General features: G+C 70.3%; 23 protein-coding genes and 1 tRNA gene. 12 read left to right on the plus strand and 12 right to left on the minus strand.

Features of this window, described 5'->3' with window-relative positions; all coding sequences use genetic code 11:
• The first annotated feature begins 40 nt into the window (after positions 1-40).
• The 3 genes from AWQ71_RS27815 to AWQ71_RS27825 all read left to right on the plus strand — a co-directional run bounded on the left by AWQ71_RS27815 (position 41) and on the right by AWQ71_RS27825 (position 4141).
• Positions 41-1087, plus strand: coding sequence for a HAMP domain-containing sensor histidine kinase (locus AWQ71_RS27815; protein WP_084259371.1), 1047 nt, complete (start codon positions 41-43; stop codon positions 1085-1087).
• A 4-nt stretch (positions 1088-1091) separates the two neighbouring features.
• On the plus strand, positions 1092-1748 hold the full coding sequence (locus AWQ71_RS27820; protein WP_067138268.1) for a response regulator: 657 nt from the start codon (positions 1092-1094) through the stop codon (positions 1746-1748).
• 116 nt (positions 1749-1864) lie between these two features.
• Positions 1865-4141 (plus strand): HelD family protein, encoded by a 2277-nt coding sequence (locus AWQ71_RS27825; RefSeq protein ID WP_067138270.1) that lies wholly within the window; start codon positions 1865-1867, stop codon positions 4139-4141.
• A 115-nt stretch (positions 4142-4256) separates the two neighbouring features.
• Here the strand turns inward: AWQ71_RS27825 and AWQ71_RS27830 are convergent, their stop codons facing one another.
• On the minus strand, positions 4257-4721 hold the full coding sequence (locus AWQ71_RS27830; protein ID WP_157570615.1) for a YtxH domain-containing protein: 465 nt from the start codon (positions 4719-4721) through the stop codon (positions 4257-4259).
• Between the two features lie 259 nt (positions 4722-4980).
• Between AWQ71_RS27830 and AWQ71_RS27835 the strand changes: the two genes are divergently transcribed.
• Complete coding sequence (locus AWQ71_RS27835) at positions 4981-5511, plus strand: peptidylprolyl isomerase (RefSeq protein ID WP_067138274.1); 531 nt, start codon at positions 4981-4983, stop codon at positions 5509-5511.
• Positions 5512-5562: 51 nt separating this feature from the next.
• Positions 5563-6420, plus strand: a complete 858-nt coding sequence (locus AWQ71_RS27840) for a rhomboid family intramembrane serine protease (RefSeq protein ID WP_067138276.1) — start codon at positions 5563-5565, stop codon at positions 6418-6420.
• A 43-nt stretch (positions 6421-6463) separates the two neighbouring features.
• Here the strand turns inward: AWQ71_RS27840 and AWQ71_RS27845 are convergent, their stop codons facing one another.
• Positions 6464-6709: a cell division protein CrgA gene (locus tag AWQ71_RS27845; RefSeq protein WP_067138278.1), complete on the minus strand. Its 246-nt coding sequence runs from the start codon at positions 6707-6709 to the stop codon at positions 6464-6466.
• A gap of 47 nt (positions 6710-6756) precedes the next feature.
• Between AWQ71_RS27845 and AWQ71_RS27850 the strand changes: the two genes are divergently transcribed.
• Complete coding sequence (locus AWQ71_RS27850) at positions 6757-7344, plus strand: anthranilate synthase component II (protein ID WP_084259372.1); 588 nt, start codon at positions 6757-6759, stop codon at positions 7342-7344.
• A gap of 169 nt (positions 7345-7513) precedes the next feature.
• Here AWQ71_RS27850 and pknB read toward each other — a convergent pair whose 3' ends face one another.
• The 7 genes from pknB to AWQ71_RS27885 all read right to left on the minus strand — a co-directional run bounded on the left by pknB (position 7514) and on the right by AWQ71_RS27885 (position 16215).
• Positions 7514-9379, minus strand: a complete 1866-nt coding sequence (gene pknB / locus AWQ71_RS27855) for a Stk1 family PASTA domain-containing Ser/Thr kinase (RefSeq protein ID WP_067138280.1) — start codon at positions 9377-9379, stop codon at positions 7514-7516.
• Positions 9380-9446: 67 nt separating this feature from the next.
• Positions 9447-10889 carry a serine/threonine-protein kinase gene (locus AWQ71_RS27860; RefSeq protein WP_067138282.1) on the minus strand — a complete coding sequence of 481 codons (1443 nt, stop codon included), beginning with the start codon at positions 10887-10889 and terminating at the stop codon, positions 9447-9449.
• Complete coding sequence (locus AWQ71_RS27865; RefSeq protein WP_067138284.1) at positions 10886-12346, minus strand: peptidoglycan D,D-transpeptidase FtsI family protein; 1461 nt, start codon at positions 12344-12346, stop codon at positions 10886-10888. The genes AWQ71_RS27860 and AWQ71_RS27865 overlap by 4 nt, the downstream gene beginning before the upstream one ends.
• Positions 12343-13692, minus strand: coding sequence for an FtsW/RodA/SpoVE family cell cycle protein (locus AWQ71_RS27870; protein ID WP_067138286.1), 1350 nt, complete (start codon positions 13690-13692; stop codon positions 12343-12345). Before AWQ71_RS27870 ends, AWQ71_RS27865 begins: the two co-directional genes overlap by 4 nt.
• A gap of 26 nt (positions 13693-13718) precedes the next feature.
• Positions 13719-14996 carry a Stp1/IreP family PP2C-type Ser/Thr phosphatase gene (locus tag AWQ71_RS27875; protein WP_067138289.1) on the minus strand — a complete coding sequence of 426 codons (1278 nt, stop codon included), beginning with the start codon at positions 14994-14996 and terminating at the stop codon, positions 13719-13721.
• Positions 14993-15457: an FHA domain-containing protein FhaB/FipA gene (locus AWQ71_RS27880; protein WP_067138291.1), complete on the minus strand. Its 465-nt coding sequence runs from the start codon at positions 15455-15457 to the stop codon at positions 14993-14995. Before AWQ71_RS27880 ends, AWQ71_RS27875 begins: the two co-directional genes overlap by 4 nt.
• 17 nt (positions 15458-15474) lie before the next feature.
• Positions 15475-16215 (minus strand): FHA domain-containing protein, encoded by a 741-nt coding sequence (locus tag AWQ71_RS27885; RefSeq protein ID WP_067138293.1) that lies wholly within the window; start codon positions 16213-16215, stop codon positions 15475-15477.
• 105 nt (positions 16216-16320) lie between these two features.
• On the opposite strand from AWQ71_RS27885, the gene AWQ71_RS27890 reads away from it, so the two are divergent.
• A tRNA-Leu gene (locus AWQ71_RS27890) sits at positions 16321-16406 on the plus strand.
• Positions 16407-16771: 365 nt separating this feature from the next.
• Positions 16772-17914 (plus strand): MFS transporter, encoded by a 1143-nt coding sequence (locus tag AWQ71_RS27895; RefSeq protein WP_067138295.1) that lies wholly within the window; start codon positions 16772-16774, stop codon positions 17912-17914.
• Here AWQ71_RS27895 and AWQ71_RS27900 read toward each other — a convergent pair.
• Positions 17911-18915, minus strand: a complete 1005-nt coding sequence (locus AWQ71_RS27900) for a hemolysin family protein (RefSeq protein WP_067138297.1) — start codon at positions 18913-18915, stop codon at positions 17911-17913. The genes AWQ71_RS27895 and AWQ71_RS27900 overlap by 4 nt on opposite strands.
• A complete protein-coding gene (locus tag AWQ71_RS27905; RefSeq protein WP_084259374.1) occupies positions 18912-20351 on the minus strand; it encodes a hemolysin family protein in 1440 nt (479 codons plus the stop codon). The genes AWQ71_RS27900 and AWQ71_RS27905 overlap by 4 nt, the downstream gene beginning before the upstream one ends.
• A 263-nt stretch (positions 20352-20614) precedes the next feature.
• Here AWQ71_RS27905 and AWQ71_RS27910 point away from each other — a divergent pair, with 263 nt between their 5' ends.
• Positions 20615-21847, plus strand: coding sequence for an LCP family protein (locus AWQ71_RS27910; RefSeq protein ID WP_245658510.1), 1233 nt, complete (start codon positions 20615-20617; stop codon positions 21845-21847).
• Positions 21848-21905: 58 nt separating this feature from the next.
• Here AWQ71_RS27910 and AWQ71_RS27915 read toward each other — a convergent pair whose 3' ends face one another.
• The gene (locus AWQ71_RS27915; RefSeq protein ID WP_245658532.1) at positions 21906-22547 is read right to left on the minus strand and encodes a GOLPH3/VPS74 family protein; all 642 of its coding nucleotides are present in this window, start codon (positions 22545-22547) and stop codon (positions 21906-21908) included.
• A gap of 114 nt (positions 22548-22661) precedes the next feature.
• On the opposite strand from AWQ71_RS27915, the gene AWQ71_RS27920 reads away from it, so the two are divergent.
• The 3 genes from AWQ71_RS27920 (at position 22662) to AWQ71_RS27930 (ending at position 25044) form a co-directional block, all read left to right on the plus strand.
• The gene (locus AWQ71_RS27920; RefSeq protein ID WP_067138299.1) at positions 22662-23261 is read left to right on the plus strand and encodes a TenA family protein; all 600 of its coding nucleotides are present in this window, start codon (positions 22662-22664) and stop codon (positions 23259-23261) included.
• A 64-nt stretch (positions 23262-23325) separates the two neighbouring features.
• A complete protein-coding gene (locus AWQ71_RS27925) occupies positions 23326-24204 on the plus strand; it encodes an Fpg/Nei family DNA glycosylase (protein WP_067138301.1) in 879 nt (292 codons plus the stop codon).
• A 162-nt stretch (positions 24205-24366) separates the two neighbouring features.
• Positions 24367-25044: a permease prefix domain 1-containing protein gene (locus tag AWQ71_RS27930; RefSeq protein ID WP_067138303.1), complete on the plus strand. Its 678-nt coding sequence runs from the start codon at positions 24367-24369 to the stop codon at positions 25042-25044.
• The last annotated feature ends 32 nt before the right edge of the window (positions 25045-25076 follow it).

Raw genomic sequence — 25076 nt, forward strand, 5'->3', positions numbered from 1 at the left:
CGGATGGACAAACACTCCTCGCCGCCACCACGGTGGGGGTATGAGCAATCTCGCCGACCGGCAGACGGGCAGGCCGCCCCAGGTGTCCCGCTCGCGGTGGAGGGCCCCGCGCACGCTGTTCTGGCGGCTCTTCATGATCAACGGCTTGGTCTTCACCGCGGGCACGCTGATCCTCGCGGTCTCCCCGGCCACCGTCTCGTCCCCGGTCGTGCTGAAAGAGGTGCCGGTCCTGACGGTCGGGCTGGCGCTGATCCTCGGCGCGAACGCGGTGCTGCTGCGGGCGAGCCTGGCGCCGCTCGGCGCGCTGGCGACGCTGATGCAGCGGGTCGATCTGCTGCGCTCCAGCGGCGACCGGCTCGCGCTGCGCGGCACCGGCGACCTGACCCACCTGGTCGAGACCTTCAACGCCATGCTGGACCGCCTGGAGGCCGAGCACAGCACCAGCAGCGCGCACGCGCTGGCGGCGCAGGAGGCCGAGCGCGGCCGCATCGCCAGGGAACTGCACGACGAGATCGGCCAGACCCTCACGGTCGTGTTGCTCGGGCTCAAGCGCGCCATCGACCGCGCGCCGGAGGACCTGCGCGACGACCTGCACGCCGTCCAGGAGACGGTCCGCTCCAGCCTGGACGAGGTACGGCAGATCGCCCGCCGGCTGCGGCCCGGTGTCCTGGAGGATCTGGGCCTGCTCAGCGCTCTCAGCTCGCTGGCGACGGACGTCGCCCAGGTCAGCAAGCTGTCGGTGGCGCGCAGGACGGATCCCGACCTGCCCGCCCTGTCCGGGGACGTAGAGCTCGTCATCTACCGGATCACCCAGGAGAGCCTGACGAACGTGACCCGGCACGCCGGGGCCACCCGGGTGGAGTTGTCGCTGACGGCCGAGCCCGGCGCCGTGGTCCTGCGCGTCGCCGACAATGGCCGGGGCGGGGTGCTCCAGGAGGGCGCGGGCATCCGGGGCATGCGCGAGCGGGCGCTGCTCGTCGGCGCGTCGCTGACCGTCACATCGCCTCCCGGAGAAGGCACGGAGATACGGCTCGTCGTCCCCGTCTCGATGGAAAAAACGACAGAAATCACGGCGAAACGGAGTTGACCCGGTGGACACGCCCACGACCCGGATCCTGCTGGCGGACGACCATGCGCTGGTCCGCCAGGGCCTTCGGCTGATCATCGACGCGGAGCCCGACCTCACGGTTGTCGCGGAGGCTGCCGACGGCGCCGAGGCGGTCGAACGCGCCTCCGAGGAGGAGGTCGACCTGGCGATCCTGGACATCGCGATGCCGCGGATGACCGGCATCCAGGCGGCGCGCGAGATTTCCCGGCGCGCCCCCGGCATCCGCATCCTGATGCTGTCGATGTACGACAACGAGCAGTACTTCTTCGAGTCGCTCAAGGCGGGCGCGTCCGGCTACGTGCTGAAGTCGGTCGCCGACCGCGACCTGCTGGAGGCGTGCCGGGCGGCCATGCGCGGAGAGCCGTTCCTCTATCCGGGCGCGGTCGCCGCGCTGATCCGCGACTACCTGCAGCGCGACCGGCAGGGCGAGGCCATGCCGGACAGCATCCTTACGCCGCGCGAAGAGGAGATCGTCAAGCTGATCGCCGAGGGGCACTCCTCCAAGGAGATCGCGGAGACCCTCGTCATCAGCGTGAAGACCGTCGACCGGCACCGCGCCAACATCCTGCAGAAGCTCGGCATGCGCGACCGGCTCGAACTGACCAAGTACGCCATCCGGGCCGGGCTGGTCGAGCCCTGAGGGGGCGAAAAACCGAGAACAAGACGACGACAAACCGAGGGGAGCGCTGATATCCTCAACCCTCTATGCCTTTGGGCGGCAAACAAAACACCCAACGATAGGATCGTACCAAAACTATGGCGAGTGGTCAAGTCGCGCAAGCGCTCCAGGAAGAACAGTCCTACGTCTCCATGCTCTACGACCGGCTCGACACCGTGCGGGGCCGCGCCGAGGCGGCGCTGACCACGGTCCTGGCCCGCGGCGGGTCCGGCGGCACCCGCCAGGCACGCATCGAGCGCGAGGTCTCCGCGGACGAGCGGTTCCGGCGCGTCACGCAGCTCTCCGGCGTCGAACGCGGCCTGTGCTTCGGCCGGATCGACGACTCCGGCGGCGAGACCTACTACATCGGCCGGATCGGGCTGCGCGACGACGAACACGACTCCGTCCTCATCGACTGGCGGGCCCCCGCGGCCCGGCCGTTCTACGTCGCCAGCCCCAGCGACCCGGGCGCCCTCGTCCGCCGCCGGCACATCCACACCCGCGGCCGCGCCGTCACCGGGCTGGACGACGAGGTCTTCGACCTCGACCGGATGGACGACCGCGACCGCAACAACCTCGTCGGCGAGGCGGCCCTGATGGCGGCGCTGCGCCGCGGCCGCACCGGGCGGATGGGCGACGTCGTCGCCACGATCCAGACCGAGCAGGACCGGGTGATCCGGTCCGGCCTGGGCGGGGCGCTCGTGGTCCAGGGAGGGCCGGGCACCGGCAAGACCGTCGCCGCCCTCCACCGGGCGGCCTACCTCCTCTACGCGCACCGCACCACGCTGGAGCGCCGAGGCGTGCTCGTGGTCGGCCCGAACGCCATGTTCAGCCGCTACATCAGCCAGGTGCTGCCCTCGCTCGGCGAGACCGAGGTCGTCCTGTCCAGCGTCGGCGAGCTCCACCGCGGCGTCCACGCCACCGTGGACGACGCTCCGGCCGTCGCCGCGGTCAAGGGCGACCTGCGGACGGCCGAGGTGATCGAGGCCGCCGTACGCGACCGTCAGCGCGTCCCGGACGGCGACCTGGAGGTCCTGATCGACGTCCGCACGTCCATCCGCGGCGGAGTCGAGGTCGTCGTCGAGCGGATGGCTCTGCGCCTCGACCACGACGCCTGCGTGCGCGCCCGCGACCGGGCCCGTGCCCTCGGCCGGCCGCACAACATGGCTCGCCGGACCTTCGTCAACAAGGTGCTCATGGGCCTCGCCGTGGATGAGGCCAGGCAACTCGACCGGCCGTACGACGAGGAGGACCTGCGCTACGCGCGCGAGGCGCTCTGGGGGCAGGCGTCGGTGCGGGCGGCGCTGGAGGAGCTGTGGCCATACCTGACGCCGGAACGGCTGGTCGGTGAGCTCCTCTCGGATCCGGACCGGCTGCGCGCCGCGACGGCCGGCCTGCTTCGCGACGAGGAGCGTGACGTGCTGCTCCGCCCGGCCGGCTCCCCCTGGACGATCGGGGACGTGCCCCTGCTCGACGAGGCCGCCGAGCTCCTCGGCGAGGACGACGCCGAAGCCAAGGCGCGCGAGCGGGCGGCGGCCGAGGAACGCGACGACGAGGAGGCCTACGCCAGGGGCGTGCTGGAGATCGCCGACCTCACCGAGCTGATGGACGCCACCGCCCTCGCCGCCCGGCACCACGACGGCGGTCCGGTCGTGACCACCGCCCAGCGGGCGCTGGCCGACCGCTCCTGGGCGTACGGACACGTGATCGTCGACGAGGCGCAGGAGCTGTCCGCGATGGCCTGGCGCGCCGTCATGCGCCGGATCCCGGCCCGGTCCCTCACCGTGGTCGGCGACATCGCCCAGACCGGATCCGCCGCCGGAGCCCGCTCCTGGGCCGAGATGCTCGACCCGTACGTCGCGGGCCGTTGGCGCGAGGAGCGGCTGCTGGTGAACTACCGGACGCCCGTGGAGATCATGGACGTCGCCGCCGACGTGCTGAAGGCGGTCGCCCCGGAGCAGGAGCCTCCCGTCTCAGTACGGGACGGCGAGGCGCGCCCGCGTGCCGTGCCGTACGAGAGGACGGACCTGCGCGCCCTGGTCGAGGAGGAGCTGGAGGCGATCGGGGACGGCCGGCTCGCGGTGCTCACCCCCGACGCCCGGCACTCGGAGATCGCCGCGCTCTTCCCCCCGGAGGGCGACGACCCGCTGGAGGCGCCGGTCGCCGTGCTCACCGTGAACCGGTGCAAGGGCCTGGAGTTCGACGCGGTGGTGGTCGTCCGGCCCGCCGAGATCCTCACGCAGTCCCCCAAAGGCGGCCAGGACCTGTACGTCGCGATCACCAGGGCCACCCGGCGGCTCACCGTGCTGCACGACGGCGACCTGCCCGGCATACTCGCCCGGCTGGACCGCGACGACCAGCGGACGACGGGCTGAACCGGGGCGCCGCGCGGAACGCCCGGCGCGGTCCGGGAAACGAGAACGGGCCGCGCGCCCTGAGGCGCCGGCCCGCGGGTGGCAGCGGCCGGCGCCGGAGCGCCGGCCGTACGCACTATTGGATCTTGCCCGCGATCTCGTCGGCCTTGCCGCCGGCCTTCGTGGCGGCCTGCTGTGCCTTGCCACCGGCCCTGGCACCGGCCTGCTCGACCTTCTCGTCGGCCCACCTGGTGGTCTCGGCCGTGGTCTCCCTCGTGCTCTCGGCCCACCGGCCGGACTTGTTCCGGTACATCAGCGCGCCGGCCACGCCGATCGCCAGACCGGCGAACAGCATCAGCATCGGCCAGCGGCGCCGGGGCCGGGCGAAGGATTCGGGTTCGACCCGCCGGGCCGCTTCGTGGAGGAACGAGCTCACGCGAGGGGCGATCTGGTCCTCGACGGTGCACGCGGCCTGCTCCAGCCTCGGCGCCATCCACACGCGGGCGTCGGTGATTCGGGTCGCGGTGACATCGCGCGCGTTCCCGACCATCGGGGGCACCTTGCCCATCATGGGCGTCACCTTGTCCGTGATTGGACTCATTTTGGTGACCACCGGACGCATCTGGACCTGCATGCGGCCCTTTATGCGGCCCAGTCCCCCCTGCGGCACCTCTACCTTGACGCGGTTCCTTCTGAGTGTCAGGGACACGACAAACCTCCCCGTTGTTGGGGCCCCGTGACGACCCTCTTCCCGTGTCAAAGCGGCTCAATCATGACGCCGCCTCCCCGGGCGGGGTCGATACGCTGTTCACCGAAGTTCAACGGACAACCGAAACCTGCACGAAAAGGGGGCGGCCCTCGTGGCTGAGAACCTCATCGCGAACCTTCGCACCAATCACGGCACCATCCGGATCAAGCTCTTCCCGTTCCTGGCACCGAAGACCGTGCGCAACTTCGTCGAGCTGGCCGAAGGCACCCGGGAGTGGACCCACCCCGCGACCGGCGAGAAGACCACCGCCAAGCTGTACGACGGCACGATCTTCCACCGCGTCATCAACGGGTTCATGATCCAGGGCGGCGACCCGCTCGGCCAGGGCATCGGCGGCCCCGGCTACGACTTCGACGACGAGATCCACCCGGAGAACATCTTCAACCGGCCCTACCTGCTCGCCATGGCCAACGCCGGCAAGCGCTTCGGCAAGGGCACCAACGGCTCGCAGTTCTTCATCACGGTCGGCCCCACGCCGCACCTCAACCAGGGCCACACCATCTTCGGCGAGGTCATCGAGGGCACCGAGGTCGTCGACTCCATCGCCAAGACCCCGACCGGCCGGCAGGACCGGCCCGTCAACGACGTGGTGATCGAGGAAGTCACCATCGAGCGTTCGTGAAAAACGGCTTATAGGCTGGGGGGTCGTGGACACGCCCTTCGGAAGGACCCCATGACCTCCCAGCCACCGCCGATGCACCCGGGGGCGGAAGCCGCACCGACCTGCTACCGCCACCCGGAGCGCGAGACCTACGTGCGATGCCAGCGCTGCGAGCGCTCCATCTGCCCTGACTGCATGCGCGACGCCGCCGTCGGCCACCAGTGCGTCGAATGCGTTGAGCAGGGCAACCGCAGCGTCCGGCCCGCCCGCGCGATGTTCGGCGGGGCCGTGGTCACCAAACCGCGTGTGACCTGGGCCCTGCTGATCATCAACGTGCTCGCCTACCTCGCCGAGATCGCCGACCCCGAAGGGGTCATCGCGCGCTTCGCGACGTGGTCCTACGGGATCTACCAAGGCGAGTGGTGGCGCCTCATCACCGGAGCGTTCCTGCACGCCCCGCTGACGTCCAGCTGGTCCCTGTCCCACATCCTCTTCAACATGTGGGCGCTGTACGCCATCGGCCCCGAGCTGGAACGGCGGCTCGGCTCCCTCCGCTTCGCCGCGCTGTACCTGCTCTCCGCGCTCGGAGGATCGGTCGCCGTCTACCTCTTCGGCGAACTGGCCGTCGGCGCGTCCGGCGCGATCTACGGCATGTTCGGCGCGCTCTTCGTGGTGTCCAGGAAGCTCGGCTTCGACGCCCGCGGCGTCCTCTGGCTGATCGGGATCAACGTCGTCCTGACCTTCGTCGTCTCCGGGATCAGCTGGCAGGGCCACCTCGGCGGCCTGGTGACCGGCACCATCGTCGCGGCCGCCTTCGTCTACGCGCCGCGCCGATCCCGGAACGCCGTCCAGCTCTCCGCCGTCGCCGCTTTGCTCGCGATCATGGCGGTGATCCTGCTGACCTTCCCGCCGTACGGCGTAATCGCGTGATCTCGTCCACAGGTGTGGATAATCCTGTGGACAACGATCGTCGTCAGCGCCAGCGTGTGGACAGGATCACACCGAAGATGATTGCACCGAAACCGATCAGCAGGTTCCAGTTGCCGAGGGCCCCCAGACCCGGCATGTCCGGCGCGATGTAATACACCGCGATCCAGGCGACCCCGAGGATCCAGCACACGACCATGAGCGGAGCGAGCCACCGGGGGCTGACCTTCACCGTCTGCGCCTTCTGCGGCGGCGTGTAGACGGCCTTCTTACGGATCTTGGACTTCGGCACGGCAGTTCCCTCGTTAGTGGGCGCAGTTCCGAGTAAGGATAGTCTGCATGGTCGACCGACCGCGATTCCCCGTTCGTGTCCTCGTGGTGGACAACCACGACAGCTTCGTCCACACCATCGTGCAGTATCTGCGCGAACTCGGAGCCGACTGCGATGTCCGGCCCCGCGACGACGTCACTGTGGACGACGCCGACCGGTACGACGGCGTGCTCGTCTCCCCCGGCCCCGGCACCCCGGAAGCCGCCGGAGTCAGCGTCCCCATGGTCCGCCACTGCGCGGAACGCGGCCTCCCCCTGCTCGGCGTCTGCCTCGGCCACCAGGCCATCGCCGTCGCGTACGGCGGCACCGTCGGCCGCGCCCCCGAACTCATGCACGGCCGCACCAGCCAGATCGACCACGACGGGAAAGGCGTCTTCACCGGCATCCCCTCACCGGTCACCATGACGCGCTACCACTCCCTCGCCGTGATCGACGTGCCGCTCGCGCTCGAGGTCAGCGCCACCACGCCCGAGGGCGTCGTCATGGGCCTGCGCCACCGCGACGCCCCCATCGAGGGCATCCAGTTCCACCCCGAGTCCATCCTGTCCGAGCACGGCCACCGGCTCCTCGGCAACTGGCTCAGCCAGATCGTGTAACGCTTTCACCCTCGGACACGACTAACAGACGAGGGCTTCCGCCATTGCCCCCGAGTGGCGGAAGCCTTCTCCATGTTCCTGGGGCAATGGCAGCCATTGCCCGCAGGCAGAAAAAGAGGCCCGCTCTGCCGAGCGGGCCTCTTCTCGTGCTACGCGATGCCGGACGGCGTCAGTTGCCGAACGGGTTGTCGCCGTCGGGCAGGTCGATGCCGCCGCCGTCGTCCATGCCGCCGTTGTCCGTCGGCGGCTCGGTGACCTGGTCGCTCGGTGTGTCGTTCGGCTGCGGCTGCTGCTGGTTGGGGCCGGTGGAGATCGTCAGCGTGATCGTCGTACCGGACTGGAGCCTGGCCCCCACGTCCGGACTCTGCGAGATCACGGTCCCTGTGGGAGCTACGTCGCTCGCCTGCTTCACGACCTTGACGAAGAAGCCGGCGCCTTCCAGCGTCGCCTTGGCGTCCTTGAGGGTGAGGCCGAGCACGCTGGGGACCTCGATGGCCTCCTTCGGCAGGTAGAGCCGCACCGAGCTGTTCTTGGCGACCTGCTTCCCCGCCTTGGGACTGGTCTCGAAGATCTTGCCCTGCGGCTGGCTGGACGGCTTGTCGACCCTGCTGGCCTTGAGACCCAACGCGTCCAGCTCGACCTTGGCCTCCTCGAACGTCTTGCCGATGAGGTTGGGGACCTCGACCTGCTCAGGCCCCTTGGAGACGGTGACGGTGACCGCCGAGTTCGGGGCGACCTCGGTGCCGCCGATCGGGTCAGTGCTGATCACCGAGCCCTTCTCGGCGTCGTCGCTGAACTCCTCCTCGATGGTGGCCTTGAGGCCCTGGTCCTGCAGGGCCTTCTCGGCCGCCTGCTTGGTCTGGCCCACCACGATCGGAACCTTGATGGTGCCGCCGGTGCCCGAGTCACCCGAGCTCAGGAACTTGTACCCGATGCCGACGAACGCGCCGATCACCAGCAGCGGGACCAGGATCCACGCGGCGGTCTTCAGCCCGGTGTTCCCGCTCTTGCTGCGCCTGCGCCCGTCGTACCGTCCGCCGTCGCGCTCCTCGGGCCCGTAGTCGTACTGCGGGATCGCCCGGGTGCCCTGCGGCGCGCCCATCTGGCCGCCCGCGCTGGTCATGGTGCGGGTGCGGTCGGCCGGGCCGAACGAGCCGTGGTGGGTGGCCATCGCCATCGTCTGCGGGTCGACCGGCATGCCGGACATCACGCGCTGGATGTCCGCGCGCATCTCGGACGCGCTCTGGTAGCGGTTGGCCGGGTCCTTGGCCATGGCCTTGAGGACGATCGCGTCGGCCCACTGGGGGATCTCGTGGTCGATGCCGGACGGCGGGATCGGGTCCTCACGCACGTGCTGGTACGCGATCGCGACCGGGGAGTCGCCGGTGAAGGGCGGCTGCCCGGTCAGCAGCTCGTACAGCACGCAGCCGGTGGAGTAGATGTCGCTGCGGGCGTCCACGCGTTCGCCGCGGGCCTGCTCCGGCGAAAGGTACTGCGCGGTGCCGATCACCTGGGCGGTCTGCGTCATGGTGGCCTCGGACGAGGCCATCGCCCGGGCGATGCCGAAGTCCATGACCTTGACTTCGCCGCTGAGCGTCAACATGATGTTCGCCGGCTTGATGTCCCGGTGGACGATGCCGCCGCGGTGGCTGTAGTCCAGCGCCCGCAGGATGCCGTCGACCAGCTCCATCGCCCGCTCGGGCAGCAGCCGCCGGTCCGCGCGCAGCAGGTCGCGCAGCGTCCGCCCGTCCACAAATTCCATCACGATGTACGGCACGTGCGTGTTGTCCATCGTGTCCTCGCCCGTGTCGTACACGGCGATGATGGACGGATGGTTCAGCGAGGCCGCCGACTGGGCTTCCCGGCGGAACCTGGCCTGGAAAGTGGGGTCCCTGGCAAGGTCCGAGCGGAGCGTCTTAATCGCGACAATACGGTCCAGCCGGATGTCCCGGGCGCGATACACCTCGGCCATGCCGCCGCGCCCGACGACACCGTCGAGTTCATAGCGACCACCGAGAAGCCGAGGCTGAGTCATTTCCTGCACTGTCCCTTGCCGTTCATCTTGGGGTGCCGCCGGTGTCCATCATCGACCCCTTTTCGCATCACGTCTCCGTATTAGACGAGTTAGCGGGAGTTGGGGAGGGTGCGGAAGGTTGAATCTCACTTGGCGTCGGGGTGGGTGTGGGGGTGGGTGTCGGGGTTCTCTGCGGGGTCTGTGTCGGGGATGGCGTCGGCTTCCGGGTGGGCGAAGCCGACGTACTTACCGTAGCTGACGCGGAAGGGGTCGGCCGGGGTGACGTCGGCCGTGGACGGGGCGGCGGCGCCACCGGTGCCACTGACCTGGACGGACGCGGCGCGGGGGGTTGGACCGTCGGAGTCGGGTCGGTGACCAAGGTCGCGCGCTCCTCCGGCGGATGCGGCGCCTGCATGCCGCGTACCACGAGGGCGCCGAGGCCGACGGCCGCCGCGCACCCCGCCGTGGCGAAGACCACGGTCGTGACCCGCCTGCGACGGCGCCTCACCGGTGCGGTGGTACGCCGGGGCGCCTGCGGCTCGGTGGCCGGGCGTCTCGGACCGGCCGAGGTGGCGGGCGCGGCCGGCCGAGAAGCCGGAGAGGCGCCCAACTGTGGGGTTGCGGGGCCGCGCGCGGAGGAGGCGCCGGAAGCCCCGCCCACCGCGAACCACGAAGGGTCGGTCAGCGTCCCCAGCATGACGGTGTGCGCGTCGGTCAGCGACTCGCGGATCGCGATGGCACGCTCGGCCAGCTCGCGCGTACCGGCCGGGCGCGCCTGCGGGTCCTTCGCCAGCATGGCGAGAACCAGCTCGCGTACGGGCGCCGGCACCGAGGCGGGCAGCGGCGGCGGCGCGTCGTACAGGTGGTGCAGGGCGATCGCGACCTGGGTCTCGCCGTCGAAGGGCGGACGCCCGGCCAGGCACTCGTACGCGACGACGCCGAGAGAATAGATGTCGGTGGCCGGGGTCAGCCGCTCGCCGGACGCCTGCTCGGGACTGACGTACTGCGCGGTGCCGAGCACGACACCGCTCTGGGTCACCGGGGCGGCCTCCAGCGCCCGCGCGATGCCGAAGTCGGTCACCTTGACGGTCCCGGCCTCGGTGATCAGCAGGTTGCCCGGCTTGATGTCGCGGTGGATGATCCCCGCCCGGTGCGCGGAGTGCAGCGCCTTGGCCACCTGTCCGACCACGTCGAGCGTGATCTCCGGGCTGAGCGTGCCATGGCGGCCCAGAAGGCCCGACAGCGGCTCGCCCGACACCAGCTCCATGATGAGGTAGGCGACCCCGTCGCTCTCGCCGTAGTCGAAGACCTGGGCGACCCCCGGGTCGGTCAGCCCCGCGGTGATGCGCGCCTCGTTCCGGAACCGCTCACGGAAGGCCGGGTCGGCGGCCATGTGCTGCCGCAGCAGCTTCACCGCCACCTCGCGGCCGAGAAGCTGGTCCGTGGCCTGCCACACCTCGCCCATGCCGCCCGCGGCGATGCGGGACCTCAGGCGATAACGGCCGCCTAGAACGGGGTTGCCCGATGTCACTGACCGAGCACCGCCTGCATGACGTCGTGCGCGATCGGGGCCGCGATGGCGCCGCCGGTCGCGTCGTTGCCCGCGCTGCCGGACTCGACGAAGACCGCGACCGCGACCTTCGGGTCCTCGGCGGGGGCGAACGAGATGAACCACGCGTGCGACGGCTTGCCGGGGGCGGTCTCCGCGGTTCCGGTCTTACCGGCGACCGTGGTGTTCGGCAGGCCGGCGGCCCGGCCGGTGCCGTTCCGCACCACGTTGATCATCATCGTGGTGAGCTCGGCCGCGACCTCGGGCGTCACCGCCTCGCTCATCTCTTCGGGGTTGGTGGTGTCGATCTCGCCGCCGTCCGGGCCGGTGATCTTGTTGACCAGGTACGGCTTCATGACCGTGCCCCGGTTCGCGATGCCGGCCGCGACCATCGCCATCTGCAGCGGGGTCATCTGGTTGCTGCGCTGGCCGATGGCGGTCATGGCGAGGGCGGCTTTGCCCTCGTCCGGGCCGATGTCGCTCTTCGTGACGCCCAGCGGGATGCTCAGCGGGGTGCCGATGCCGAACTTCTCGGCCTGCTCCTTGAGCTTGTCGTACCCCATCGCCATCGCGACGTCGGCGAACGGGGTGTTGCAGGAGATCGTGTACGCGGACAGCAGCGACGCGCGGCCGCCGCAGGACTCGCCGTGGTAGTTCGGCAGCGAGATGTTGGTGTCGGGCAGCGGCAGCGCGTCCGGCGCGTTCACCATCGTGTTCACGTCGCGCGACTGGTCGTCCATCAGGAACGCCGCCGACGTGACCGTCTTGAACGTCGAGCCCGGCGCGTACGTGAGGCCGATCGCCCGGTTGAGCAGCGGCTTGTTCGTCTTGTCCGCGTCGAGCTTGTTGTACGCCTTGTTGACCGTGTCCTTGTTGGCCACCGCGAGCGGGTTCGGGTCGTACGACGGCACGGACACCATCGTGAGCACCGCGCCCGTCTTCGGGTTGAGCGCCACGACCGCGCCCCGCTTCCCGGTGTTCGCCAGGTCCTTGTACGCGACCTTCTGCGCCTTGGCGTTCAGCGTGAGGTCGACGTTGGCGCCCTTGTGCGGCTTGCCGCTGACCAGGTCGATGGCGCGGCGCACCACCAGGTCGGGGTGGCTGCCGTCGAGGTAGCGCCCCTCGGCCCCCTCGATGCCCGAGGAGCTCTCCGGCGCGAAGAAGCCGACGACGTGTGCGAAGGGCTTGCCCTCGGGGTACTCCCGCTCGAACCGGAATTTGCGATTGCCGGTGTCCACGCTCTTGGCCAGGGTGACCTTGCCGTTGTCCGCGGTGATCCACCCACGGTCGACGGCGTACCGCGCGTAGAAGGACCGCTGGTTTCGGGGATCCGTGCGCAGGCCGTCCGCCTGCACGGCACCGAGATAGGTCACGTTGGCCATGAGCAGGGCGAACATCACGAAGCAGGCGACCGCGACGCGCTTGAGTGGGCTGTTCATCGCTGCATCACCTGGGTGAGTCCTTCGTCCTGGATCGCCTGCGGCGGCGGCTTGCGCGCCGCGTCTGACATGCGTACCAGCAGCGCGATAAGCATCCAGTTAGCGAGCAGGGCCGAGCCGCCCGCCGACATGAACGGGGTGACCAGGCCGGTCAGCGGGATCAGCCGGGTCACACCGCCGACGATGATGAACACCTGCCAGGCCAGGATGAAGGACAGGCCGCCCGCGAGGAGCTTGGAGAACGGGTCGCGGGCCGCGAACGCAGTGCGTAGCCCTCGCTGGACGATCAGCGCGTAGACCATGAGGAGGGCCATCAGGCCGGTGAGGCCGAGCTCCTCGCCGGTGGCGCTGAAAATGAAGTCGGAGAACGACAGCGGGATCTCTCTCGGGTATCCCTGGCCGAGTCCGGTGCCGAGGATGCCGCCGGAGCCGATCGCGAACAGGCCCTGCATGAGCTGGAAGGTGCTGCCGAAATCGCGGTAGTACATCTCCTGCGAGCTGGCGTTCAGCCAGCCGTCGAAGCGGGCCTCGACGTGGCTGAAGACCTGCCCGGCCAGCACGGCGCCGCCGATGAACAGCAGGGCGCCGATGAGCACCCACGAGGTGCGCTGGGTCGCGATGTACAGCATCGCGATGAAGGCGCCGAACAGCAGCAGCGAGCTGCCGAGGTCCTTCTGCATGACGAGGACGCCCAGGCTGACGGCCCACGTGATGAGGACGGGGCCGAGGTCGCGGGCGCGCGGCAGGTCGATGAAGAGCAGGCGGCGCCCGGCGAGGGCGAGCACGTCCCGCTTGGCGACGAGGTAGCCGGCGAAGAAGACGACCAGCGCGATCTTGGCGAACTCGGACGGCTGGATGGAGAAGGGGCCGATGCCCACCCAGATGCGGGCGCCGTTGATCTCCTTGCCGATGAACGGCAGCAGCGGGAGCAGCAGCAACGCGAGCCCGGCGAAGCCCGCCGTGTATGTGAGGCGCTGCAAGGCGCGATGGTCCTTCAACACGATCAATGTCGCGGAGAACATCACGACGCCGAGCGCCGTCCACATGAGCTGGGTGGTGGCCGAGGCGCCGCCCTGGCCGGTCTGCTCGATCCGGTAGATCATCACCAGGCCGAGGCCGTTGACCAGGGTCACCAGCGGGAGAATCAGAGGGTCGGCCCATGGTGCCCACTTGGCGAGCACGAGATAGGCCGCGAGCATGAGCGCGCCCAGGCCGAGGCCGTAGGTCAGCATGCCGGCGGGGACCGCGCCGTCGATGCCGAGACCCGCACTGGCGTACGCGCACATGACGACGACCACGGCGAAGGCGAGCATGGCGAGCTGCGCCCCACGCCGCTTCGCGGTCATGGGGACGGGGGTGGCTTCCGCTGAACTCACTTACCGGATCCCGGTGACGGTGACGGTGACGGGGTCGTGTGCGGTGGGGCCTCGTCGCCGAAGTTCTTTATGGTCTTTATCCCGGCCGCGAGATCGTCGACCGGGATCCCGCTGCGTATCTGGTCCTGCTGGGCCGCGCTGAGCGAGGAGACCGGAATGTCGTCGGTGTAGGCGACCTTCTTGAAGGAGACGGGGCCCAGTTCCGCGTCGACGCCGCGGAAGACCACGAGCTGGTCTCCGTCGGCGCCGACGTAGTACTGGTCCTGAGTCCACTCATAGCCGAAATAGCCGCCGAGCCCGAGCACGGCGGCGACAATCACGAACGAGGTGACCCGAAAGGGCCAGACTCGACGTTTCTTGGCCCGGCGGCCGGAGGCCTGGGCCTCCGGCGCTGGGTTGTCGTCGAGATCCTCGTCCACGATGACCGGGTGGGGCACGGTGGCGGTGGAGGCCCGGCCGGGCGGAGCGTCCGGCGGGCCCGATCGCAGCCGTCCCGAGCCGGCCGCCCCGACCACGGCCGCCGCGTACATCGGCGGCTGAGCGTCGTCCACCTCGATCACGTCGGCGACCACGCAGGTGATGTTGTCCGGCCCGCCGCCCCTGTTGGCCAGGTCGATGAGCTGCCGGACGACGTCCTCGGGGTCGGCCACCGTGCTGAGGGTGTGGTGCAGGGTCTCGGCGCTGACCACCGCGGACAGGCCGTCCGAACACAGCAGGTACCGGTCGCCCACCTGGGCCTCCCGGTCCTGCAGGTCGGGATCGACCTCGCCGCTGCCGTCGAGCGCGCGCAGCAGGATCGAGCGTTGCGGATGGTTGGCGGCCTCTTCCAGCGTGATGCGGCCGTCGTCCACCAGCGACTGCACGAGCGTGTGGTCGTGGGTGATCTGGTACAGCTCCTCGTTGCGCAGCATGTACGCGCGTGAGTCACCGACGTGGATCAGGGCGAACCTCGCGCCGCTCCAAAGCATCGCGGTCAGCGTGGTGCCCATGCCTTTGAGGCTCGGGTCCCGGGCGACCATCGCGTGCAGTTGACGGTTCGCCTCCCGGACTGCCGCGTCGATGTCGCTGAGCAGGTCACCCCCGAAGGCGTCCCTGGAGTGATCGAGGGACGACATGGCGGCGATGGCGACCGAGCTGGCCACCTCGCCGTGTGCGTGCCCGCCCATGCCGTCGGCGACGGCCAGCAGGCGTCCGCTCGCGTACGCCGAGTCCTCGTTCCCTTCGCGGAGGAGGCCGACGTCCGAGCGGGCAGCGTAACGGAGTGCGATTGTCATTTGCGCAATTCGATGACGGTCTTGCCGATGCGAATCGGAACTCCGAGAGGCACCGGCGTCGGGCGGGTCACTTTGGAGCGGTCAAGGTACGTGCCGTTGGTCGAACCGAGGTCTTCCACGATCCACTGGCCGTCCTGTGGGAAGAGCCGGGCATGCCGGCTCGAAGCGTAGTCGTCGCTCAGCACCAGCGTGGCGTCTGTCGCCCGGCCGATGCTGATCGGCGTCTCCGTAAGGTCGATGACGGTCCCTTGAAGGGGGCCACCCGTGACGACCATCTGACGTGGTTCCCCCCTCTTGGGTTTGGACACTGGTTTCGGTGCCTTGGTTGGTTTCCGTGCCGGCGCGGGGGCCGTGCGTGCACCGAACAAGTCTGTCCGGATCACGCCGACCGCGGCAATCACAAAGAACCACAGCAACGCCAGGAAGGCGAGCCGGATCAGCAGCAGCGTGAGCTCGGACATGGACCGTCTGTCTACCTCTAATCTCGCCGGAACACCAGGGTCGTGCGCCCCAGTGTCACCCTCGTCCCGTCCTGCATCTCGATCCTGCGGATCGGCTGGCCGTTGACGAAGGTGCCGTTCGTGGACCCCAGATCGACGAGCACGACCTGCTGCCCTTCAACACGTAGTTCGGCATGATGCCGTGATACGCCCGGATCGACCAGTCGAAGATCACAATCGGTGCCGCGGCCGAGCAGCGTCACCGGTGTGGTCAGCTCGTACGAACGCTGGCCCTGCGGGTCGTCCTGGGTGGAAACGAGCAGCCGGGGGCGGCCGCCGAACATCCCCGATCGCGGCGAAGGCATGTCGCTGACCGGCTGACGGATCTCGTCCTGCTCCACCGTCGCGCCACGGATGACGCCCGACCGGATCCTGAACAGCCCGACCGCGAGGTCGTCGGCGGTCTCGAAACGCACCCGGACAGGTCCTACGAATGAGTACCCCTGCTCCTTGGCGTACTCCCTGGCGAGGTTTGCCAGCTCGTGGCCGATGCTGTCGGCGTACACCTCCAGCCGCTCGCTGTCGGTCGTGGACAGCTCCACCACGAAGTCGTTCGGTACGAGCGTGCGACCCTGGGCGACGATCGCGGCCCGCTCGTCCATCTCTCGCTGGACGGCGCTGGCGACCTCGACCGGCTGAAGGTCAGACTTGAACGCCCGTGCAAAGGCCCCCTCAACCAAGCCTTCGAGCCTGCGCTCGAAGCGCTGAAGGACTCCCACCGGGTACCTCCTTCCTCCATCGTCTAGAGGGATCGTATCCGGGTTCGGTAGTAACGGCGGATACGTGCTAACCTTTCCAGGCACCCAGCGATGGGGCACCCGCTAGGGCAAGTGGCGGAATGGCAGACGCGCACGGTTCAGGTCCGTGTGTCCGAAAGGACGTGGGGGTTCAACTCCCCCCTTGCCCACCAAACGACAGACCTTGGTCGGTCGGAAGCCAAGCTTCCCACCCCAGGGTCTTTTCGTTTTTTCCGGGGTCTCGTTGGTCTAACGGAAACGAGTCTCACGGATTTCGGTTCAGGCACGAGGCCGGGGCGGACCGCCGCCGGGGCCGACATCGCCGTCTTGAGCCCGGCACCGCCGTCTACGCGAGCATCCGGGCCGGTCTCCTCCACGTGCCGGGAGACGCGCGACCCCGGCCCGACGCGGGCTGATCGAACTCTCTGGAGCGCGGCCTTCGATCCACTGGTAATTGGATGATCAGTGTTCTTTGCCATGTGTCTCACTATGCGGTCGAAGATGTCTTGTTTGGTGAGATAGTCCTTATGCTGCCGTCATGAGGACTCCGAACCGCTGGACCATGCTGGGCCTCGGCGTGGCCGCCCAGGCGGCGGGCTGCGTGTTCATGTACGGCCTGCCGTTCCTCCTGCCGGCCTTCCAGGAGGAGAAGGGGCTGACGCTGGCCGAGGCGGGGCTGCTCGTGGGCGCTCCGAGCGCGGGCATGCTGTTCACGCTGATCGCCTGGGGCTGGGTCGCCGACCGGTACGGCGAGCGGCTCGCGATGACCGCCGGTCTCGGCCTGGCGGGCGGATTCCTCGTCGCCGCCGCGTTCGCCGCCCATCCCGGCGTGCTGGCGGCGCTGCTGGCGCTCGCCGGCGCGTCGGGGGCGTCCGCGAACGCGTCCAGCGGGCGGGTGGTCCTCGGCTGGTTCCCCAAGGAACGGCGCGGTTTCGCCATGGGCTGGCGGCAGGCGGCGCAGCCGCTCGGCGTCGCGGTGGCCGGGCTGGTCACCCCCGCCGTGGCGCACGTCACCGCCGCGCTCCTCGTCATGGCCGCGATCTGCCTGGTCACGGCGGTCACCGTCGGCCTGATGGTGGTGGACCCGCCCCGGCCGCCCGTGGCGCCGGGGACGCGGACCTCGTCGCCGTACACGGTGGCGGCCCTGTGGCGGGTGCACGGCGCGAGCATGCTGCTCGTCGTCCCGCAGTTCGTTACGGCGGGGTTCGCCGTCACCTACCTGGTGTCCGAGCGGCACTGGGATCTCGGCACCGCGGCGAGGGTGGTGGCGGTGGCCCAGTTCGCCGGCGCGGCCGGGCGCCTGCTGTGCGGCCGCTGGTCGGATCTGGTCGGCAGCCGGGTGGGCCCGATGCGGCGGCTGGCTCTGGTCAACGGGGCGGTGATGACTCTCCTGGCGGGGGCTGTACAGGCCGGAAACGGCCTCAGCGCCGCTCTTCTGCTGGCGGCCCTGGTGATCTCGATGAGCGGCAACGGACTGGCCTTCACGGCCGTCTCAGAGCTCGCGGGGACGTTCTGGGCCGGCCGCGCGCTGGGCGCGCAGAACACCGCGCAGAACCTCGTCGCGGCCGCGACCCCGGGGGTGATGGGACTGTTCATCTCCGGTTCCGGGTTCGCGGCCGCTTTCGCGGTGGCGGGGGCGCTCGCCGTCGCCGCCGCCGCGGCGACGCCGTCAGGGCACTAGGAGGTCAGGAGCTGGCCGATGAGGGCGGGCAGGCTGACCACTCCGATGACTATGCCGCTCTCGTCGGTCACCAGGCCGATCTGGGCATGGGCCTCCTGAAGAACGGCGACCGCGTCGGAGATGCTGGTGCTCGGGGCGAGCCGCGGAACGGGCGTGGCCAGCTCCTCGGGACGCCGTCCCGGCTGCATGAGCGTGTCGCGCACGTGCAGCACGCCCACGACGGACTCCGGCGAGACGACCAGCATCCGCAGGTCGCCGGTGGCCGCCACGGTGTCCCGTACGACCTGGTCGTCGGCGCCGGCGGGGACGGTGGCGGCGTGCTCGATCGGCACCATGAGCCGCTCCACCGGCTGCAGGTGGACACGCAGCGCGCGGGTGAGCAGGTTGTGCTCGTCCCGGTCGAGCATGCCCATCCGGCCCGACTCGGCGACGAGCAGGGCGAGCTGGTGCGGCGTGCGGGTGGTGGCGAGCTCGTCCTTCGGGTGGACCTTGAACAGGCGGAGCAACCCGTTGGTCATGGCGTTCAGCGCCGCGAGGATCGGGCGGACCAGCCACGCGAAGCCGCGGAACGGCAGCGCCAGGCCCATCGCCGTCTTCTCGGGGTGGGTGAGCGCCCAGGACTTGGGCGCCATCTCCCCCACGACCATGTGCAGGAAGGTCACCAGCGCGAGGGCTATCACGTACGCGACGGGCGTGCGCGCGGTCGCGGGCAGCAGGACGAGGACCGGTTCGAGCAGATGCTCGATGGCCGGCTCGGCCACCATGCCGAGCCCGAGCGAGCACAGCGTGATGCCGAGCTGCGCGCCGGCCAGCATGATCGAGAGCTCGCGGGAGCCGCGTACGGCCATGCGTGCGGTGATCTTGGTGAGCCGGCCGCCGGAGGAGGCGAGCTCCTCAAGCCGGTGCCGCTTGGCCGACACGACCGCGAACTCGGCGGCGACGAAGAAGCCGTTGGCCACGAGGAGGACGACGCCGAGGAGGATTGCCGCTATCTCGTTCACGCGGACCGATCCCCCTGAAGCAGGGCCGAGAACAGGCCGGGGGCGTAGTCCCTGTGGTGGCGCCGGGGGGCGTGCTCCGGCTCGGGATCCTCCTCCACCTCGGGGGGAGTCTCGTCCTGGAGCGATAGCCGCACCCAGCCGGGGACCCGGCGCTGCAGCGACAGGACGGTGATCACGGCGAGCCTCTCGTCCATCTCCGCGAAGGGGTCGGCCTCCTGCTCGACCGGGACGGTGATCTCGTCGCCCGGCTCGGTCATCCGGCCGAGGGACGCGAGGACCAGGCCGGCCACGGTCTCGTAGTCCTCGCTCTCGGGGAGCTGGACGCCCGTGGCCCGCCCGACCTCGTCGAGCCGGAGAGCGGCGGGCACATTCCAGGAGCCGTCCGCGTTGGGGATCACGCCGAGAGGCTCAGGGTCGTTCTCGTCCACCAGCTCGCCGACGAGCTCCTCGGCGAGGTCCTCGACGGAGACGATCCCGGCCAGGCCGCCGTACTCGTCGATGACGCAGGCGAACCTCTCGTCCGCGGCGCGCAGCCGCTGAAGCAGCGCGGGCAGCGGCAGCGTCGCGGGCACGAGCACCGGCGCGCGCGTGATCGCGGTCACCGGGGCGTCGTCGGACAGGCCGGCCTTGAGCAGCTCGGAGAGGCCGGTGACGCCCACGACGTCGTCGCCGTCGGTGCCGAGCACGGGGTAGCGCGAGTGTCCGTGGTCGCGTACGGCGTCGAGCAGGTCGCGAACGCGGCGGCCGGAGCGGAGCGAGATGACGCGCGGCCGGGGGACCATCACGTCCTCGGCCGTGCGGTCGCCGAAGGAGAGCGCACGTTCGAGCAGCTCGGCCAGGCGGGGCGGCAGCTCGCCCGAGGCGGCGGACTCGGCCACGATGCGGGACAGCTCCTCGGGGGTGGCGCCGTGTTCCAGCTCCTCGACGGGCTCGATGCCGGCGAGCCGTACGAGCCGGGTCGCGGCCGAGTCGAACAGGTGGATCAGGGGGCCGGCGACCTTCAGATAGACCAGCGTCGGGCGGGCCAGGAACTTCGCGACGGGTTCCGGCCGGGCGATGCCCAGGTTCTTCGGCGCGAGCTCGCCGATGACCATCTGGACGATCGTGGCGATGACGATGCCCAGCGCCACGGACAGGCCGGGCACCACGGCGGCCGGGACGCCCGCGTTCTCCAGGGGGTCGCGGACGACGTCGGAGATGGCCGGCTGGGCGAGGAAGCCGACCAGAAGGGTGGTGACGGTGATCCCGAGCTGGGCGCCGGAGAGCATGAACGAGAGGCGACCGGTCACCTCGAAAGCGCGCTGGGCGGCCGCGTCGTCTTTCTGCTCGCGGAGGACCGTCCGGTCCGCCGCGACGAACGCGAACTCCTGCGCGACGAAGAATCCGGTCAGGAGGGTGAGGACCAGTACGGCCAAGAGGCCGAGGGCAATGCTCATCGGGCGCCTGCCCGGGGGCGGTAAGATCCCGTGCCTGAGCACGGGCAGGTACTCCACGAGTCCGAAGCGGACACGACCGTCCTTTCGTGTAGGGGTCTACCACCGTAACGGCTGAATGTGCCGAAGTGTTTCCCCCAATGCCTTTATTGAGCTCTTAGGGCTCGTCTGGGTACGTTCCAGGGGAAACCTTGGTGCCGCGCCCGCGCTCTCTTGGGTTTACGGCGTGGATTCCGGCAGTAACGCTGAGCGGCAGGGGAGAAGACGTGGGCCAGGACGACGACCCGACGAGGGCCATGCGCACGCCCGGCACCGCCCGGCCGCCCGTCCCCGGCATCCCGCCCGGCGGCCGTCCGGCGCAGCCTGTGGGAGGAGCGGGGACGCCGTTCGGCCAGGAACCGCCGCAGGCGTCGTCGTCCGCCTCGCGCGGCCGCGTGTACGGCAAGCCTCGAGCGGGAACGAGCGCGGTCCGCCCGCTGCGCGGCGGCGGGGGCGAGGGTGGCGGCGGAGGCGACCGCACGGTCGTCGAGGGCCGCCCCAGGAAGCCCAGGCGGATCGGCCGGACCGTCGTCAAGGTCGTCGCGGGCCTGCTGGTGGTGCTCATCATCGCCGCCGTAGCCATGTATTTCATGATCAGTTCCAAGCTGCGGCCGGTGGAGTCGCTGTCCGACTACTCGGGCCGGCCCGCGGCCACGCCCGGCCAGGACTGGCTCCTCGTCGGCTCGGACAGCCGCGAGGGCCTGACCCGGGCCCAGCGCAAGAAGCTGGCCACCGGCAAGGCGGTCGGCAAGCGCACCGACACGATGATGCTGCTGCACATCCCCGAGGGGGACGGGCGGCCCACCCTGGTCAGTCTTCCCCGCGACTCGTACGTCCCGATCGAGGGGCACGGCAGCGACAAGCTCAACGCCGCGTACGCCTTCGGAGGGCCGGAGCTGCTCACCAAGACGGTCGAGCGGGTCACCGGCATCAGGATCGACCACTACATGGAGATCGGGTTCGGCGGGTTCGTCGGCATCGTCGACGCGATCGGCGGGGTCAACATCTGCGTGAAGCAGAACATCAAGGACCCCAAGGCCGGCATCAACCTGAAGAAGGGCTGCCAGGACATGGACGGGGGCACCGCCCTCGGCTACGTCCGCACCCGGGCGACCGGCGCGATCCCGGACTTCGAGCGGACCCAGCGGCAGCGCCAGTTCTTCTCGGCTGTGGTGCAGAAGGCGGCGAGCCCGGGCACCCTCCTCAACCCGTTCACGTCCGTGCCGCTGGGCCTGAGCGCCGCCGAGTCGGTGGCCCTCGACCCGGGGAGCGGCCTGTTCGACCTGCTTTCGGTCGGCCTCGCGATGAAGGACGGCCCGATCGCCACCGGCGTCCCGACCAGCGGCTTCCCCACGATCAACGGCGCCGCGGTCGTCAAGTGGGACACCGCGAAGGCCAACCGCCTCTTCGGGGCGCTGGCCCAGGACAAGCCCGCGCCGAAGGACACCATCACCAAGTAGCCGCCGGGCCCCGCGAGGGGCCCGGACCGGCGTCGCGCCGCGAGGCGGAGCGGGGCGGTCAGCTGGTGGCGGCCACGGCCGCGGCGATGGCTCCCGCGGCGACGGCGGCGTGGATGGACGCGATCGTCGTCCGCACCGCCGCGCCCGCCCACTCGCCCTCGGCGATCTCCTTGATCCGCCGCCGCGGGGCGTCGGGGAACGCCTTGCGGTCGAGCTTGGCCGCGTGCAGCACGGCGATGAGGACGCCGGTGCGCTCGTCCGGCGTCGCGCCGTCGAAGACGCTTCGGACCCGCTGCCGGAGCTCACGCTCGGGCGCGGGGTCGAGCTCGGGATAGCGGGTCGAGGGGAAGATCCCGAGGACCTTCGTCTGCTCCTCGGACAGGACGCCGCGCTCGGCGAGGCGGGACAGCAGGCGGCCCCGGAGCTTACGGGAGTCGAGCTTGCCCACCCACCACTCGGGCTTGCGCCGCCTGGTCTCCCCGGCGATGCGGGCGAGGGCCGCGTCCAGCTCGGCGTCGCCCAGCGGGGCGGCGTCCTTCGCCACGACGGCCTTGCCGTCGAGATCGATGCGGTTGTTCACCGCCAGTTCGGCCAGTACGGCGCCGGCGACCGCCGCGTCCAGCTCGATCGAGCCGATCTGCGGCTTGCCGGTGTCCTCGCGGTAGGCGAGGAGGAGGATTTCCTCGGCGATCGTCATCATCACGTCTCGACCCTACGAGCCGGCCTGACCGGACGCGCGTCCGGACATTCCGGACAGCGGGCCGGGCCCGGTGGCGGTCGGTCCCGCTGCGGATATCGGTAAGAATGACCACTTATGGGGATTTCTCAGGAACTGCACGTCATCGGTCGTCCGCTGCTGGAGGCCCAGCTCGCGCATCCCACCGTGCGCGGCATCGCCGGCGGGGACCTGCCCGACGAGGTCTTCCGCTCGTGGCTGGAGCAGGACTACCTGTACCTCCTCGACTACGTCCGGGTCTTCTCCCGGCTGGCGTGGCAGGCCCCCGACGCCCACCTCAGCACGCTGGTCGACCTCGCGTACTCGACCTGGCACGAGGAGCTGGACCTGCACCGGTCGCTCTCCGCCGGGTTCGGTGCGGACCTTGGCGGCGCCAAGAAGGGGCCCGCCTGCGCCGCGTACACGTCGTTCCTGCTGGAGTCGGCCGCCGACTACGGCAACGGCCTGGCCGCGCTCTATCCGTGCATGTGGGGGTATTCGTCCCTGGGGCGGATCCTGGCCGAGAACCCGCCGGCCGAGCCGCGGTACAAGGCGTGGGTGGACACCTACGCCGACCCCGCCTTCGCCGCGCTCTCGGAGCGCATCGCGCAGATGATCGACGACGTGCGGCCGGAGCGCGCCGAGGAGTTCTTCCTTGAGGGGATGCGGCACGAGCTGGCCTTCTGGGACGTGCCGTGACGCCTGTCCACAGCCTGTGGACAGATGGTGGGTGACGCCCGGGGGCGGCAGCTAATGTGAGGGCATGCCGGAGCTTCCCGAGGTGGAGGCGCTCGCCGAGTTCCTCCGCGAGCGCGCCGTGGGCCGTGTGATCGCCGCTGTGGACGTGGTCGCCTTCCAGGCGTTGAAGACCGTCGACCCGCCGGTCACCGCGCTGGGCGGGCTGACCGTGACCGGGGTCGCCCGGCACGGCAAGTTCCTCGACCTCGACTGCGACGGCACGCATCTCGTCACGCACCTCGCCCGCGGCGGATGGCTGCGCTGGAGGGACGACCTCACGGGCGCGAAGCCGGTCCGCCCGGGCAAGGGCCCGCTCGCGGTCCGGGTGCGGCTCGCCCCCGACGGCGACGGCAGGGCCCCCGGGTTCGAGCTCACCGAGGCGGGCACGCAGAAGCGGCTCGCGGTCTACGTGGTGCGCGATCCCGGCGACATCCCCGGGATCGCGAGCCTGGGGCCCGACCCACTGGCCGCCGACTTCACGCCCGAGGCGCTCGGGGCGATCCTGGCCGGCAGCCGCACGCAGATCAAGGGTCTGCTCCGCGACCAGAAGGTGATCGCGGGCATCGGCAACGCGTACTCCGACGAGGTGCTGCACGTGGCCCGGATGTCGCCGTTCAAGATCGCGGGAACGCTGACGGAGGCGCAGGTCGCCGAGCTGCACGAAGCGATCGTGACCACGCTGCGCGACGCCGTCGAGAGGGCCAGGGGGCTGGCCGCGAAGGACCTCAAGGCGGAGAAGAAGTCGGGTCTGCGCGTGCACGGGCGCGCCGGCGAGAAGTGCGAGGTGTGCGGCGACACGATCAGAGAGGTGTCGTTCGCCGACTCCTCCCTGCAGTACTGCCCGACCTGCCAGACCGGCGGCAAGCCGCTCGCCGACCGCCGCCTGTCCAAGCTGCTGAAATAGCGACGCGGGGCCGTCGGGCGCGGAGAAGTCGGGGAGCGGGTCAGGGTTCTCCCTGATTGCCGCGGCGCCGTCCCGGGTAAAGATGGAGGCGCCCCGCGACCGGCGCGCGGGTGCGGGACACACCATGGGCACACCACGCGGGGCACACCGACTGGGGACGGAATGGCGAGCACGAGTGTCATCGACGACTACGTGACCGGGCTGGGCCGTTCCCTGCGCGGGCCCCTGCGGGCCAAGCGCGACCTGCTCGCCGAGGCGCGCGACGGCCTGGTCGACGCCACCGAGGCGCTGGAGGCGGACGGCCTGCTCCGGCCGGACGCCGAGCGGCTGGCGGTCGAGGAGTTCGGCCCGATCGCCCAGATCGCCCCCGCGTACCAGGAGGAACTCGCGGTCGGGCAGGGACGCCGGACGGCGCTGCTGCTGTTCCTCTGCGTTCCCTTCACCGCGCTCATGTGGAGCATGATCTGGCGGATCTTCCCGGTGGATCCGGTAACGGAGATGGCCCGGTGGCCGGGCTGGTTCCGTCCAGTGTCCCGGATCGTCGACTACACCCAGCTCGCCGTCGGCGTGCTGGCCGCGGTGGCGCTCCTCGCCTTCGGGCCGGCGCGGCGCAGGCTCGCCCGGCCCTGGCTGGTGACCCGCGCGCTGGGCGTCCTCGTCTGGGTGGAGGTGCCCCTGGTGGGCGCGCTGTCCCTCCTGCTGTCCATGTCGGCGTCGTTCGACGGCTTCTCGTCGTACCCGCCCGGCGTCGTGGCGACGCTGCTCAGTTGGGCGTTCATGCTGTGGCAGCTCTCCAGCGCGACCCGCTGCCTGATCTTCACGCCGCGCTCGGCCGCCTGATCGGGGCCCGGCCGGTCAGCGGGTGCGGGGCC

This window comes from Microtetraspora malaysiensis (assembly GCF_001528665.1).
GTDB lineage: Bacteria > Actinomycetota > Actinomycetes > Streptosporangiales > Streptosporangiaceae > Microtetraspora_A > Microtetraspora_A malaysiensis.

Excerpts from the sequence above, each read along its gene's own strand:
- AWQ71_RS27815 (WP_084259371.1), top strand. The coding sequence starts at position 41 with ATGAGCAATCTCGCCGACCGGCAGACGGGCAGGCCGCCCCAGGTGTCC.
- AWQ71_RS27825 (WP_067138270.1), top strand. The coding sequence starts at position 1,865 with ATGGCGAGTGGTCAAGTCGCGCAAGCGCTCCAGGAAGAACAGTCCTAC.
- AWQ71_RS27830 (WP_157570615.1), bottom strand. The coding sequence starts at position 4,721 with ATGAGTCCAATCACGGACAAGGTGACGCCCATGATGGGCAAGGTGCCC.
- AWQ71_RS27840 (WP_067138276.1), top strand. The coding sequence starts at position 5,563 with ATGACCTCCCAGCCACCGCCGATGCACCCGGGGGCGGAAGCCGCACCG.
- AWQ71_RS27850 (WP_084259372.1), top strand. The coding sequence starts at position 6,757 with ATGGTCGACCGACCGCGATTCCCCGTTCGTGTCCTCGTGGTGGACAAC.
- pknB (WP_067138280.1), bottom strand. The coding sequence starts at position 9,379 with ATGACTCAGCCTCGGCTTCTCGGTGGTCGCTATGAACTCGACGGTGTC.
- AWQ71_RS27865 (WP_067138284.1), bottom strand. The coding sequence starts at position 12,346 with ATGAACAGCCCACTCAAGCGCGTCGCGGTCGCCTGCTTCGTGATGTTC.
- AWQ71_RS27870 (WP_067138286.1), bottom strand. The coding sequence starts at position 13,692 with ATGACCGCGAAGCGGCGTGGGGCGCAGCTCGCCATGCTCGCCTTCGCC.
- AWQ71_RS27875 (WP_067138289.1), bottom strand. The coding sequence starts at position 14,996 with ATGACAATCGCACTCCGTTACGCTGCCCGCTCGGACGTCGGCCTCCTC.
- AWQ71_RS27880 (WP_067138291.1), bottom strand. The coding sequence starts at position 15,457 with ATGTCCGAGCTCACGCTGCTGCTGATCCGGCTCGCCTTCCTGGCGTTG.
- AWQ71_RS27895 (WP_067138295.1), top strand. The coding sequence starts at position 16,772 with ATGAGGACTCCGAACCGCTGGACCATGCTGGGCCTCGGCGTGGCCGCC.
- AWQ71_RS27905 (WP_084259374.1), bottom strand. The coding sequence starts at position 20,351 with ATGAGCATTGCCCTCGGCCTCTTGGCCGTACTGGTCCTCACCCTCCTG.
- AWQ71_RS27915 (WP_245658532.1), bottom strand. The coding sequence starts at position 22,547 with ATGATGACGATCGCCGAGGAAATCCTCCTCCTCGCCTACCGCGAGGAC.
- AWQ71_RS27920 (WP_067138299.1), top strand. The coding sequence starts at position 22,662 with ATGGGGATTTCTCAGGAACTGCACGTCATCGGTCGTCCGCTGCTGGAG.
- AWQ71_RS27925 (WP_067138301.1), top strand. The coding sequence starts at position 23,326 with ATGCCGGAGCTTCCCGAGGTGGAGGCGCTCGCCGAGTTCCTCCGCGAG.
- AWQ71_RS27930 (WP_067138303.1), top strand. The coding sequence starts at position 24,367 with ATGGCGAGCACGAGTGTCATCGACGACTACGTGACCGGGCTGGGCCGT.